Genomic DNA, 13,512 nt, shown 5'->3' on the forward strand with positions numbered 1-13,512 from the left:
AGAGCAGGGGCCGCGCCGGATTACAGTTCGCTCTTCTTGTGGAAACCGTCTTTAATGACGGTGGCGTCAATGTTCTCTTTATTGACTTCAATAGGGGTGAGCAGGCGAGCCGGAACGTCTTTCAGCCCGTTATTCAGCGTGGCGTCTGCTTTTGGTTGCTTACCGTTGCCCAGTTCCACGGCGATTTCCGCCGCCGTATTGGCCAACTCGGTAATCGGTTTGTAGACCGTCATGGTTTGGGTGCCGGCGATAATACGTTTTACGCCAGCCAGATCGGCATCCTGTCCTGAAATGGCGACTTTACCCGCCAGCCCCTGGGCGCTCAGGGCCTGAATCGCACCGCCTGCGGTGGCATCGTTGGAGGCCACAACCGCGTCAATTTTGTTGTTGTTGGCCGTCAGCGCGTTTTCCATAATCTTCAGCGCGTTTTCTGGCAGCCAGCCGTCGGCCCACTGATCGCCGACCACTTTAATTTTCCCGTTGTCGATATACGGCTTAAGGACTTTCATTTGTCCTTCACGGAACAGTTTGGCGTTGTTATCCACCGGAGAGCCGCCCATCAGGAAATAATTGCCCTGAGGCACTTTGTCGATCAGGCTTTGCGCCTGTAATTCCCCGACTTTTTCATTGTCGAACGAAATATAATAATCAATGTCCGCATTATTAATCATGCGGTCATAGGCCAGCACTTTTATGCCTTCCTGTTTGGCTTCTTTCACCACGTTACTTAATACCTGGCCGTTATAGGGGATAATGACCAGCACATCGACGCCACGGTTGATCATATTCTCGATCTGCGACATTTGTGTTTCTTCGTTGCCGTTAGCCGACTGAACAAACACGCTGGCGCCGAGGGATTCTGCTTTTTTAACAAAAATATCGCGATCTTTTTGCCAGCGCTCCAGACGCAGGTCGTCAATCGCCATGCCAATTTTGACCTCTTTGGCATGTCCTGCAAAGCTTGTAAGGAGGAGCGTAGTGCAGAGCGTTAGAGTCAGGTTCTTTATCTTCATAATTATTAGGCCTTTTTGTAGGGGTATGTGTTGCTGAGATAAAAGAAACATTCACTGCTGAGACGCAGCAAATTTTTAACGCGGAAAGGCGGGCTGGCAATTACAGATTTTTATCTTCCCATTATGATATTTGGTTTATTTCTGAATTTATGACCGCGATCGGATTTTAAAATACGTAACGCCTTAATTACATTTGATTCTGGAATACGCGCCGAGAAATAGTTTGTCTGCGCATTATTTTGCGAGCCAGCGCACAGTTGTGCATTCTCTCAATAGCAGTGTGAAATAACGTAATTGAGCAACCCAAAATGTCTATTCACTATTACTCCTGTATCAACGACTCGCCGCATACCCTGATTATGGAGCTCAATATGCAAGCTTATTTCGACCAACTCGATCGTGTTCGTTACGAAGGCCCAAAAACGACCAATCCTTTAGCATTTCGTCACTACAACCCGGATGAGCTGGTGCTGGGTAAGCGCATGGAAGATCATCTGCGCTTTGCCGCCTGTTACTGGCATACCTTCTGCTGGAACGGCGCCGATATGTTCGGCGTGGGTTCCTTTGACCGCCCGTGGCAGCAGCCGGGTGAGGCCCTTGAACTGGCGAAACGCAAAGCCGATGTCGCGTTTGAGTTCTTCCACAAGCTGAACGTGCCGTACTACTGCTTCCATGACGTGGACGTGTCACCGGAAGGCGCATCGCTGAAAGAGTATCTGAACAACTTTGCGCAGATGGTGGATGTACTGGCGGCGAAACAGCAGCAAAGTGGCGTGAAGCTGCTGTGGGGCACGGCAAACTGCTTTACCAACCCTCGCTACGGCGCGGGCGCGGCAACCAACCCGGATCCAGAAGTGTTTAGCTGGGCGGCCACGCAGGTGGTGACGGCAATGAACGCCACGCATCAGTTGGGTGGTGAAAACTATGTCCTGTGGGGCGGACGTGAAGGCTATGAAACCCTGCTCAACACCGATCTGCGTCAGGAGCGCGAGCAGATTGGCCGCTTTATGCAGATGGTTGTCGACCATAAGCACAAAATCGGCTTCCGCGGCACGCTGCTGATTGAGCCGAAGCCGCAGGAACCGACGAAGCACCAGTATGACTACGACGTGGCGACGGTGTATGGCTTCCTGAAGCAGTTCGGTCTGGAAAAAGAGATCAAAGTGAACATTGAAGCCAACCACGCCACGCTGGCGGGCCACTCTTTCCACCACGAGATCGCGTCTGCGATTGCGCTGGGCATCTTCGGCTCGGTCGATGCTAACCGCGGCGACGCGCAGCTGGGCTGGGACACCGACCAGTTCCCGAACAGCGTGGAAGAGAATGCGCTGGTAATGTACGAAATCATCAAAGCGGGCGGTTTCACTACCGGCGGCCTGAACTTTGATGCCAAAGTGCGTCGCCAGAGCACCGACAAATACGATCTGTTCTACGGCCACATTGGCGCGATGGACACCATGGCGCTGGCTCTGAAAGTGGCGGCACGTATGATTGAAGACGGCGAGCTCGATAAACGCGTGGCGAAGCGTTACAGCGGCTGGAACAGTGAGCTGGGCCAGCAAATTTTGAAAGGTCAGTTATCACTTGCGGAGATCGCGAAGTACGCTGAACAACATCAACTGGCGCCGCAGCACCAGAGCGGGCATCAGGAACTGCTGGAAAATCTGGTCAATCACTACCTGTTCGATAAATAACAGCACCCAGGCCCGGTAAGCGCAGCGCCACCGGGCATTTCTGTTAAAGGAGTCACCGTAATGTATATCGGGATCGATCTTGGCACATCGGGTGTGAAAGCCATCCTGTTAAGCGAGCAGGGCGACGTGTTAGCAACGCAGACGGAAACGCTGCAGGTTTCACGTCCGCATCCGCTGTGGTCGGAACAGGATCCGGAGCAGTGGTGGCAGGCGACGGATCGCGCAATCAAAGCTTTAGGCGAGCAGCACAGCCTGCGCGACGTGAAAGCCCTGGGGATTGCCGGACAAATGCACGGCGCTACGCTGCTGGACAGCGAGCATCGCGTGTTGCGACCCGCCATTCTCTGGAACGATGGCCGCTGTGCAGAAGAGTGCGCGCTTCTTGAGGCGCGTGTACCCACGTCTCGTGAGATTACCGGCAACCTGATGATGCCCGGCTTTACCGCGCCCAAGCTGCTGTGGGTGCAGCGACACGAGCCGGAGATTTTCCGTCAGGTGGCGAAAGTCCTGCTGCCGAAAGACTATCTGCGTTTTCGCATGACGGGCGATTTCGCCAGCGACATGTCCGATGCCGCCGGCACCATGTGGCTCGACGTGGCGAAGCGCGACTGGAGCGAGGCGATGCTGGATGCCTGCCATCTGACCCGTGAACACATGCCCGCGCTGTTCGAAGGCTGTGAGGTGACGGGCGCACTGTTGCCAGACGTTGCAGAACGCTGGAATATGCCTGCCGTACCGGTGGTGGCTGGAGGTGGCGACAATGCCGCGGGTGCTGTCGGTGTCGGCATGGTTGAGGCGGGCCAGGCGATGCTGTCGCTGGGAACGTCTGGCGTCTATTTTGCCGTCAGCGACGGATATCGCAGTAATCCCGAAAGCGCTGTGCACAGTTTCTGTCATGCCCTTCCGGGTAAATGGCATTTGATGTCGGTGATGCTCAGCGCGGCGTCCTGCCTGGACTGGGCGGCAAAACTCACCGGCATGGCCGACGTGCCGGCGCTCATTTCTGCGGCGCAGCAGGCGGATGACGCTGCGGGTACCGTCTGGTTTTTACCGTATCTTTCCGGCGAACGTACGCCGCACAACAACCCGGAAGCGAAAGGGGTGTTCTTCGGCTTAACCCATCAGCATGGCCCGGCAGAACTGGCGCGTGCGGTTCTGGAAGGCGTGGGCTATGCCCTGGCCGACGGGATGGACGTGGTGCACGACTGCGGCCTGAAACCGACGAGCGTCACCCTGATTGGCGGCGGTGCGCGAAGCCCTTACTGGCGACAGATGCTCTCGGATATCAGCGGCTTGCAGCTGGATTTCCGCACAGGAGGGGATGTTGGCCCCGCGCTCGGCGCCGCGCGTCTGGCTCAAATAGCCATTCATCCGGAACAACCGCTTTCGCAACTGCTGCCGCAGCTTACCCTTGAACAGGCGCATGTACCTGATACGGTGCGCCATGCGCGGTACGCGGAAAGGCGCGACGTGTTCCGCAAAATCTACCAGCAGCTGCTGCCGCTGATGTCGTAAAAACGCTTGTCCGGGAAAGGCACGAGGATGTCCTTTTTTGGTCTGTGCGTGCCTTTATTTCCTTGCCAGTATGGTGTTACACCCACTGGCAAGGAGATCCATCATGTCACGCATTTCACTCATCAATATTGATACTCAGCAGTCGTTCCATCATCGCAATTACTGGCAGGAGGACGATATTCCTGCCTTTCAGCAGGCGATGCTGGGGCTGATTGAAGGCTGCCAGGCGCGCAATATTCCGGTCGTTGATATTTTTCATGTGGATGAAGACGGTCCCTTTACCCTGGAGAGCGGCTTTGTCAAACCGATGGCCTTTTTACGTCATCAGCCGGATGTAGTTTTCCAGAAACACGTCCATAATGCCTTCACGGATACCGGGCTCGATCGCTGGCTGCGCGAGCGTGATATCAACCAGCTGATTATCTGCGGCATTCGCACTGAGCAATGCTGCGAAACCACCGCCCGGGTGGCATCCGATCTGGGCTATGCTGTGACCTTTGTCAGTGAGGCAACGCTGACGTTTCCGATGACGTACAGGGGCATTACCCTTAGCGCAGCGGAAATTCGCCATCGTACCGAGACGGTACTTTCGGGGCGTTTTGCCGAGATTAAAACGGTAGCGGAGACGCTGGAGTCCCTGTAATGAGCATCGACGTTTGGTTCGTGATGTTGCCCGGTGTGCTGTCATTAGACATGACCGGCCCGGCAGAGACCTTTGTGCTGGCTGGCGACGCGTTTCGTCTGCATTACATCGGCCCGCAACCGGAGGTTCCGACGTCGATAGGCCTGACGATGAGCGGCATCCAGCCGTTACCGGAAAGGCTTCCTGAGGGGAGCCTGCTGGTATTGCCCGGCGTGAGCGACTCCCGCAGTCAGTTTTCGACACCACAGGCGTTACAGATACAGCACTGGCTGATGCGCCTGCAGCCGGTCATTCAGCGCCGGGATATCACGGTGATGTGCGTCTGTTCCGGAGCCTTACTGGCGGCGAAGTCGGGCCTGCTGAACAACCGGCAGTGTACAACCCACCATGACGTTATCAGCCGTTTACGCACCGCAGCTCCCACGGCGACGATTAAAGAAAACCGCATCTTTGTGCAGGACGAGAACATCTGGACCAGCGCGGGGATCACGTCGGGCATCGATCTGGCGCTGCATATGATTAACCGCCTGTGCGGCCCCGAAAAGGCGCTGGCCGTGGCGCGTGAGATGGTGGTCTGGTTCCGCCGTTCCGGTGACGATCCCCAGCTATCTCCGTGGCTACGCTACCGCAATCATCTTCATCCGGCGATTCATCGGGCGCAGGATGCGCTCACCGCCGAGCCGCATAAAACGTGGAGCTTGCCTGACATTGCCGCACTGGCGCACGTTAGCCCGCGTCATCTCACCCGGTTTTTCCAGTCACATTTAGGCATTAGCGTTCGCGATTATCTGGAGCAGCTGCGTCTGGCGGTGGCGGAGCAGTGGCTATTGCAAGGGCGCGGCGTGGAGCAGGCTTCACTGGCGGCAGGGTTTTCCTCCCCGCGCCAGTACCATCGCGCCCGGCAGCGAAGCATTAGCTGACGAAGCGGCGAGCGTCGATTTTTTGCAGCAGCATCGACAGCAGCAGGCTGATCGCCAGCGTGGCGGCAAAAATCCAGACGATATCCAGCGCCGGCCAGCTTTTTAGCTCAATGCCTCTCGTGCGCAGCGCGTGGATCACCAGCGCGTGAAAACCGTAAATCCCGAGAGAGTGCCGCGAGATCAGACTCAGCACGGGCACGGGACGCGCGTTCAGGGTGTTTTTGGCGAGCGTGAGCAGCGAGACGGCACAGATAAAGACCATCGGCCCGCAATACAGATACCAGGTATCGGCAAAATTGCCGCGCCACTGCAGCTCGTGCAGCGTCCCGCGTGAAATCACCGCCACGCCAGCGATAAACAGCGCCCCGCAGAGCCAGTTCAGACCGCGTTTTTGCGTATCCATCATTCCGATGGCGCGCCCCAGCATGCCGTAAAGCACGTAGTAAAAAGTATCGCCGTTGATATAGAGATTGACCGGAAGCCACTCAAATCCGTCGATTTTCTGTGAGAGCGTATTCGGGTTGGCAATAATGCCAGCCACCACCATCAGGGCCAGCAGCATTTTACCGCTGACGTTTTTTACCTGGATGAGCGGGGAGACCAGATAGATAACGATAATGGCGAAGAAGAACCACAGGTGGTAGAACACCGGTTTTTGCAGCACGTATTTCAGCGATAGTCCGGCGTTTATTGAGGTGAACAGAGTGATATAGAGCAAGGCAACGGCGCTGTAGAACCCCAGGCAGGCCGCGATGCGAATGAAGTGCCTCGGCTGCGCGCTGCGTTCGCCAAAAAAGAGAAAGCCGGAAATCATAAAGAACAGCGGCACGCTGACGCGTGACGCAGAGTTGAGAATATTGGCGATATCCCAGTTAACGGGGCTGATGCTGTGCGCATTCGTGACATACCAGGTCGTCGTGTGGATCATGACCACCATCAGACAGGCTATTCCTCGCAGGTTATCAATCCAGTTAATTTTTGACTGCATCAGTTCCTCGTATTCCCTGTAAATTGAGTGTGACTCCCATTGTCCAAATGTCTTCGTTTGGAAAATTCTGAGTTTTATTCCGCAGGCTTGTCGGGAGGCCACGAGATTCGCAGAATGCCGGACCATAATCTATAAAAGCGTTGATACTAAAAATAACAGCCACTGACCAGGGCGGTAATAAAAATGATGATGAAGCGTGTGGCGTCACTCTTTCTGCTGTTGATCCTGGCGGGATGCAGTGCGCCACAGGAAGCCCCTGTGCAAAAAGCGCAGCAGGGTAAAATGAGCCCGGAACGTTCACTGAATATGGAAGCGCTCTGTAAAGATCGGGCTGCTCGCCGCTATAACTCGGACGTGCAGAAAATTGACGTTACCGGCTTCGAACGTTTTCAGGGCAGCTATGAGCTGCGGGGCCATACGTCGCGCAAAGAGGGCTTTGTCTGCTCGTTTGATGCGGACGGCCAGTTTTTACACCTCTCCATGCGTTAGTCTGCTCGTATAATCAACAGCCAGACGCCGTCAGCGTTCTGGCCGGAAGGCTTATTTCCCAATTTTCCCTAAACAACCCCGTTTCGTACTGTATATCTTGCAGCCAGCGGGTATACTGGTCCCTTCCATTTAAAACCACACGTATCCAGCACGAAATACTATGCAAAAGTTTGATACCAAGACCTTCCAGGGCCTGATCCTGACCTTACAGGATTACTGGGCTCGTCAGGGCTGTACCATTGTTCAACCTTTGGACATGGAAGTCGGCGCCGGCACTTCACACCCGATGACCAGCTTACGCGCGTTGGGTCCAGAGCCAATGGCGACTGCTTATGTGCAGCCTTCCCGTCGTCCGACCGATGGTCGTTACGGTGAGAACCCGAACCGTCTGCAGCATTACTATCAGTTCCAGGTGGTGATTAAGCCATCACCCGACAACATTCAGGAACTGTACCTCGGGTCGCTGAAAGAGCTGGGTATGGATCCAACCATCCACGACATCCGTTTCGTGGAAGATAACTGGGAAAACCCAACGCTGGGTGCCTGGGGTCTGGGTTGGGAAGTGTGGCTGAACGGCATGGAAGTGACCCAGTTCACCTACTTCCAGCAGGTGGGTGGTCTGGAATGTAAGCCGATCACCGGTGAAATCACCTACGGTCTGGAACGTCTGGCGATGTACATTCAGGGCGTAGACAGCGTTTACGACCTGGTCTGGAGCGACGGCCCGCTGGGTAAAACCACCTACGGCGACGTGTTCCATCAGAACGAAGTGGAGCAATCCACCTATAACTTCGAATACGCGGACGTGGACTTCCTGTTCACCTGCTTCGAGCAGTACGAGAAAGAAGCGCAGCAGCTGCTGGCGCTGGAGACTCCGCTGCCGCTGCCTGCCTACGAGCGTATTCTGAAGGCCGCCCACAGCTTCAACCTGCTGGACGCCCGCAAAGCCATCTCCGTGACTGAACGTCAGCGCTACATCCTGCGTATTCGTACCCTGACCAAAGCCGTTGCAGAAGCTTACTACGCGTCCCGTGAAGCCCTTGGCTTCCCGATGTGCAACCGAAACAAATAAGAGGCGGCCATGTCTGAGAAAACTTTCCTGGTGGAAATCGGCACCGAAGAGCTGCCACCAAAAGCCCTGCGCAGCCTGGCTGAATCTTTCGCTGCGAACGTGACTGCCGAGCTGGATAACGCTGGCCTGGCACACGGTAACATTGAGTGGTTTGCTGCACCGCGCCGTCTGGCGCTGAAAGTGGCAAATCTGGCGGCGTCTCAGCCGGATCGCGAAGTCGAAAAACGTGGCCCGGCGATTGCCCAGGCCTTTGACGCGGAAGGCAAACCGAGCAAAGCGGCTGAAGGCTGGGCGCGCGGCTGCGGCATCACCGTTGATCAGGCCGAGCGTCTGACCACGGATAAAGGCGAGTGGCTGCTGTACCGTGCGCACGTGAAGGGCGAAAGCGCGGAAGCGCTGCTGCCGGACATGATTGCCACGTCTCTGGCGAAGCTGCCGATTCCTAAGCTGATGCGCTGGGGCGCGTCTGACGTGCACTTCGTGCGTCCGGTTCACACCGTGACCCTGCTGCTGGGCGACACCGTTATTCCGGCCACCATTCTGGGCGTGGCGTCCGATCGCGTGATCCGCGGCCACCGCTTTATGGGCGAGCCTGAGTTCACTATCGACAATGCCGACCAGTATCCGCAAATCCTGCTGGAGCGCGGTAAAGTTATTGCCGACTACGAACAGCGTAAAGCCAAAATCAAAGCGGACGCCGAAGAAGCGGCGCGCCAGATTGGCGGTAACGCCGACCTGAGCGAAAGCCTGCTGGAAGAAGTGACCTCTCTGGTTGAATGGCCGGTTGTGCTGACCGCGAAGTTTGAAGAGAAATTCCTGGCCGTACCGGCTGAAGCGCTGGTGTACACCATGAAGGGTGACCAGAAGTACTTCCCGGTCTATGCCAACGACGGCAAGCTGCTGCCAAACTTCATCTTTGTGGCGAACATCGAATCGAAAGATCCGATCCAGATTATCTCCGGTAACGAGAAGGTCGTGCGCCCACGTCTGGCGGATGCCGAGTTCTTCTTCAATACCGACCGTAAAAAACGTCTGGAAGATAACCTGCCGCGCCTGCAGACCGTGCTGTTCCAGCAGCAGCTGGGTACTCTGCGCGACAAGACCGACCGTATCGCGGAGCTGTCCGGCTGGATTGCCCGTGAAATTGGTGCGGACGTTAACCACGCGACGCGTGCGGGTCTGCTGTCCAAGTGCGACCTGATGACCAACATGGTGTTCGAATTTACCGACACCCAGGGCGTGATGGGCATGCACTACGCGCGTCACGATGGCGAAGCGGAAGACGTGGCTGTGGCCCTGAACGAGCAGTATCAGCCGCGCTTTGCGGGTGACGAACTGCCGTCCAACCCGGTTGCCTGTGCTGTAGCGATTGCCGATAAGATGGACACCCTGGCGGGTATCTTTGGTATCGGTCAGCATCCGAAAGGCGACAAAGACCCGTTTGCGCTGCGTCGTGCTGCGCTGGGCGTGCTGCGTATTATCGTTGAGAAGAACCTGAACCTGGATCTGCAGACCCTGACCGAAGAAGCGGTGCGTCTGTACGGCGACAAGCTGACCAACGCGAACGTGGTGGATGACGTCATCGACTTCATGCTCGGTCGTTTCCGCGCCTGGTATCAGGACGAAGGTTACACCGTTGACACAATTCAGGCGGTGCTGGCGCGTCGTCCGACCTGTCCGGCTGATTTCGATGCGCGTATGAAGGCGGTTTCCCACTTCCGTACGCTGGAAGCGGCATCTGCCCTGGCCGCGGCCAACAAGCGTGTATCCAACATTCTGGCGAAATCCGACGAGACGCTGAACGAGCGCGTAAACGCCGCGACGCTGAAAGAGCCGGAAGAGATCGCCCTGGCGATGCAGGTTGTGGTGCTGCGCGACAAGCTCGAGCCGTACTTCGCGGAAGGTCGCTACCAGGAAGCGCTGGTGGAGCTGGCCGAGCTGCGTGACGTTATCGACGCCTTCTTCGAGAGGGTGATGGTAAACGTAGAAGATAAAGAGCTGCGTATTAACCGTCTCTCTATGCTCGAGAAACTGCGTGAGCTGTTCCTGCGCGTGGCGGATATTTCGCTGCTGCAGTAATGTGCCCGTTGTGACAAATGCTAAAAACCCGCTTCGGCGGGTTTTTTTATGGATCTTTTGTAGGCCGGATAAGCGCAGCGTCATCCGGCAGGTTTAGCCGATCGCGACTGTACCTTCATCCGTCTGCAGCCAGCGCGGTGCCTTCAGCGTATCGGCAAAGTAGCTGACCAGTTCACACAGCAAATCTTCCATCACGATTGCAGATTGTCGCGGCAGTGTGCCGTTCATCAGCAACTGCGTAATCTCCTGACAGTAGCGCCCCAGCTGATCGCACTCGGGTTCAAAAGCCGGAACGCGTGACGGGAGTTCCTTCACGGTCAGGCGGGCTTTTAAAGCGTCCGGAACAGGATCCAGAAGCGCGGGTTGCAGAAGATTCAGACAGGAAAAAAGTCTGCCGTAAAGCGCCATTTTTGGGGCGGGTTCTTCGCAATCAACCAGTGCGTCGGTAAAACGTTCGCAGTTATCCGCCAGTTCGGTGAAGTCGGTGGTGTGGTTGAAGGGCAGGGTGAATAAAGAATGAGCGTGGGTTGGGGTAGTAGCCATATTGGCAGCCTCCGATAAGTGATAAAGCTTCCACCACCGGAAATGCTAACTTCGCTGGTGGTGGACTGAACAGAGTTAGCATCACCGGCCTTATCGGATACCGGCGCATCTTTCGATGCCCCTGCTCAGCCCACCATTGAGATGTAGCAAAGCATGCTGCACAAAATGTGCCGCCGATAAGATAAGCCGGGATGCTAAACCCGGCACCTGATTTTGCAGGTGCGAAGAGAACTTACTGCTCATCAAAACAGGCGGCAACAGATTTGAGCTATGCCACTGAGGATATTACCATTTCTGGAAAGAGACTCGCAAAATTACCGCAATGAAAAGCATACTGCGGGCAGAGGTCTTACAGCGACGCTATGGTCCGGCTGTAAATCGCTGAGGCGTTTCCTGTAGGCCGGGGCGAGGCGCATGGATGCGCCGAGAGGGCGGGCTTTACAGGGATGTTACCTCCGCCCGTCCCCGATAAGCCGGAAGGAATAAGCCGAAGGTACCGCGTAGCGGCGATTTACCGCCGGGAGCCCGGGTAGCCAGGGTGGTGGCGACTGAGCCACCCTGGCACGTTCACGGGTATTGTCGTTACAGAGTAGCAAGGAACATAAAGTGAACGGAATGACCACCAGAGCCGTATGCTCCCCCTCACCCTAACCCTCTCCCCAAAGGGGCGAGGGGATTGTTCACTGCTCGCATTAATTTGTGGGGATCCCTCAGCCCAAAGGGAGAGGGAGTATAAGTCGTCCAAAATTTAACCTTGAAACCGTCAACACATTACCGCTATCCTTATCGCGTTAACTTTCTCGCGCTGGAGCGCCCCCCAAAAATGAACAAACACGACTGATGAATTTCGATCCTTGCTAAACGCCATCGCGTCGGCAGGGGATGTTTTGATTTCATTCAGGAGTGCTTATGGCTCATTTTGCGCAGCCCCCTTCTTTTATTTTGCATCAGGTCACCTGTCAGTTTCCGACGGGCGATATTCTTTTTGGTCCGCTGAATCTCACGCTGGAACCCTCCCTGTGCGCGCTGGTTGGCCGCAACGGCAGCGGGAAAACGCGTCTGCTGCGTCTGCTGGCGGGGATGGACGAACCGGCTACCGGTCATATTGAACGCTTTGGCTCGCATGCCTGGGTGGCGCAGCAGCACGCTATTTCTCCGCAGACGGCGCTGGCTGAACTGCTCGGGTATGACGCGATTTTTAAGGCGCGTAAGCGCATCGACAGCGGCGATTACCAGCCTGACGATCTGGCGTTGCTCGATGGCCACTGGGATGTCGCTGAGCGCCTGGGCGAGGCGTTTATGAATGCGCAGCTCCCACCGTTTGATCCGGATAAGCCCGCCATTGAACTCAGCGGCGGCGAGCGCATTCGCGCCCTGCTGTGTGGGGCGTTTACGGCGAAAGCGGATTTCCTGCTGCTGGACGAACCCACTAACCATCTGGATCGACAAGGCCGGGCGTGGTTCTACGACCAGTTGAGTCGGTATCAGGGCGGAGTACTGGTGGCCTCCCATGACCGTGAGTTACTGGCTCAGGTACCCCGTATCCTTGAGCTGAGCGCCTCGGGTCTGCGCAGCTACGGCGGGAATTATGCGGATTATCAAACCCAGCGCGATGCCGAACAGCAGGCGGCCCGCGCGGCGCTGGAGCATGCTGCAACCGAGCGAAAACGCACTCGGGTACGCATGCAAAAAGAGCATGACGACAGCCAGCGGCGTTCGGCAAAGACATTGCGCACCGTCGATACCCTGAATATCGCGTCGTTCGAGCGGGTCAAATATAAAGGCGCGGCAAAGGAGCGGATCGGCTCCTGGAAAAAACAGCACAGCGAGCAAAATGAAGCGCTGAACGCCGCGGTTAACAAGGCGCGTGAACGCGTTGAAGACGATAACCCGGTCATGTTCACCCTGCCGGGGAGTCAGATCCCGGAGGGGAAGCAGGTATTGGTGCTGGAGGATCTGGTGCTGCCGCATGTGCCTGTTCCTCCGCTCAACTGGCGGATGGATGGACCGATGCGCGTGGCGTTAAAGGGGCCGAACGGCTGCGGCAAATCGACGCTGTTAAAAACCCTCCTCGGCGAGATTGCTCCCCGTTCGGGTACCTGTAAGGTATCCGTCAGCTGCGCTTATCTCGACCAACATCTGTCCCGGCTCGATCTTTTGCAGTCGGTCATGACGCATCTCAACCTGAGTCATACGCCTCTGGAAGAGGGGGTATTACGAACCCGTCTGGCGCAGCTTCAATTGGGAGCTGACAAAGTGATGCTCCCGCTGGCGGAGCTCAGCGGCGGCGAGCGTCTTAAGGCCGCCCTGGCCTGCGTGCTGTGGCGCGCGGAGGCCACGCAGCTTCTGCTGCTGGATGAACCGACCAACCATCTGGATCTGGCCTCGGTCCAGGCCATTGAAGCCGCGCTGGCCGGTTTCCCCGGGGCTCTGCTGGTGGTATCACACGATGAGGCTTTTCTAAGAGGATTAACATTAACGCATGAGCTGGTGTGGGAAGAGGCGGGCTGGCGTTGTGATAGCCTTTAAAACACAAGCCCCCGCAAAGGCGGGGGC

Annotated in this window: 11 protein-coding genes and 1 pseudogene; 8 read left to right on the forward strand and 4 right to left on the reverse strand. The window is 56.4% G+C overall.

Features of this window, described 5'->3' with window-relative positions; genetic code table 11:
• Window positions 1-20 precede the first annotated feature (20 nt).
• A complete protein-coding gene (gene xylF / locus ACMGG5_RS06695) occupies window positions 21-1,013 on the reverse strand; it encodes a D-xylose ABC transporter substrate-binding protein (RefSeq protein ID WP_048992875.1) in 993 nt (330 codons plus the stop codon).
• A 371-nt stretch (window positions 1,014-1,384) separates the two neighbouring features.
• Between xylF and xylA the strand changes: the two genes are divergently transcribed.
• The 4 genes from xylA to ACMGG5_RS06715 all read left to right on the forward strand — a co-directional run bounded on the left by xylA (window position 1,385) and on the right by ACMGG5_RS06715 (window position 5,785).
• Window positions 1,385-2,707: a xylose isomerase gene (xylA, locus tag ACMGG5_RS06700; protein WP_090420479.1), complete on the forward strand. Its 1,323-nt coding sequence runs from the start codon at window positions 1,385-1,387 to the stop codon at window positions 2,705-2,707.
• A 60-nt stretch (window positions 2,708-2,767) separates the two neighbouring features.
• The gene (xylB, locus tag ACMGG5_RS06705; RefSeq protein WP_407820665.1) at window positions 2,768-4,222 is read left to right on the forward strand and encodes a xylulokinase; all 1,455 of its coding nucleotides are present in this window, start codon (window positions 2,768-2,770) and stop codon (window positions 4,220-4,222) included.
• Window positions 4,223-4,325: 103 nt separating this feature from the next.
• The gene (locus ACMGG5_RS06710) at window positions 4,326-4,865 is read left to right on the forward strand and encodes an isochorismatase family protein (protein ID WP_061716183.1); all 540 of its coding nucleotides are present in this window, start codon (window positions 4,326-4,328) and stop codon (window positions 4,863-4,865) included.
• Entirely contained in the window at window positions 4,865-5,785 is a 921-nt protein-coding gene (locus ACMGG5_RS06715) for a GlxA family transcriptional regulator (protein WP_420277635.1), read from the forward strand. Before ACMGG5_RS06710 ends, ACMGG5_RS06715 begins: the two co-directional genes overlap by 1 nt.
• On the opposite strand, the gene ACMGG5_RS06720 is transcribed toward ACMGG5_RS06715, so the two are convergent.
• Window positions 5,778-6,773 (reverse strand): acyltransferase, encoded by a 996-nt coding sequence (locus tag ACMGG5_RS06720; protein WP_061716181.1) that lies wholly within the window; start codon window positions 6,771-6,773, stop codon window positions 5,778-5,780. The genes ACMGG5_RS06715 and ACMGG5_RS06720 overlap by 8 nt on opposite strands.
• Before the next feature lie 183 nt (window positions 6,774-6,956).
• Here ACMGG5_RS06720 and ACMGG5_RS06725 point away from each other — a divergent pair, with 183 nt between their 5' ends.
• From ACMGG5_RS06725 to glyS, 3 genes are all read left to right on the forward strand, one after another.
• Window positions 6,957-7,262, forward strand: a complete 306-nt coding sequence (locus ACMGG5_RS06725; RefSeq protein WP_024909071.1) for a YsaB family lipoprotein — start codon at window positions 6,957-6,959, stop codon at window positions 7,260-7,262.
• Window positions 7,263-7,422: 160 nt separating this feature from the next.
• Window positions 7,423-8,334 (forward strand): glycine--tRNA ligase subunit alpha, encoded by a 912-nt coding sequence (glyQ, locus tag ACMGG5_RS06730; RefSeq protein ID WP_003860141.1) that lies wholly within the window; start codon window positions 7,423-7,425, stop codon window positions 8,332-8,334.
• 9 nt (window positions 8,335-8,343) lie between these two features.
• Entirely contained in the window at window positions 8,344-10,413 is a 2,070-nt protein-coding gene (glyS, locus tag ACMGG5_RS06735) for a glycine--tRNA ligase subunit beta (RefSeq protein ID WP_420277636.1), read from the forward strand.
• 93 nt (window positions 10,414-10,506) lie between these two features.
• Here the strand turns inward: glyS and ACMGG5_RS06740 are convergent, their stop codons facing one another.
• The gene (locus ACMGG5_RS06740) at window positions 10,507-10,884 is read right to left on the reverse strand and encodes a hypothetical protein (RefSeq protein WP_420278607.1); all 378 of its coding nucleotides are present in this window, start codon (window positions 10,882-10,884) and stop codon (window positions 10,507-10,509) included.
• Window positions 10,788-11,021 (reverse strand): annotated as a pseudogene (locus ACMGG5_RS06745) (hypothetical protein); the annotation flags it as partial. The gene ACMGG5_RS06740 and the pseudogene ACMGG5_RS06745, both read right to left, overlap by 97 nt.
• 844 nt (window positions 11,022-11,865) lie before the next feature.
• Here ACMGG5_RS06745 and ACMGG5_RS06750 point away from each other — a divergent pair.
• Window positions 11,866-13,485, forward strand: coding sequence for an ABC-F family ATP-binding cassette domain-containing protein (locus ACMGG5_RS06750; protein ID WP_420277637.1), 1,620 nt, complete (start codon window positions 11,866-11,868; stop codon window positions 13,483-13,485).
• The last annotated feature ends 27 nt before the right edge of the window (window positions 13,486-13,512 follow it).

This window comes from Enterobacter sp. BNK-34 (genome assembly GCF_048684445.1).
Taxonomy (GTDB): Bacteria; Pseudomonadota; Gammaproteobacteria; order Enterobacterales; family Enterobacteriaceae; genus Enterobacter; species Enterobacter pseudoroggenkampii.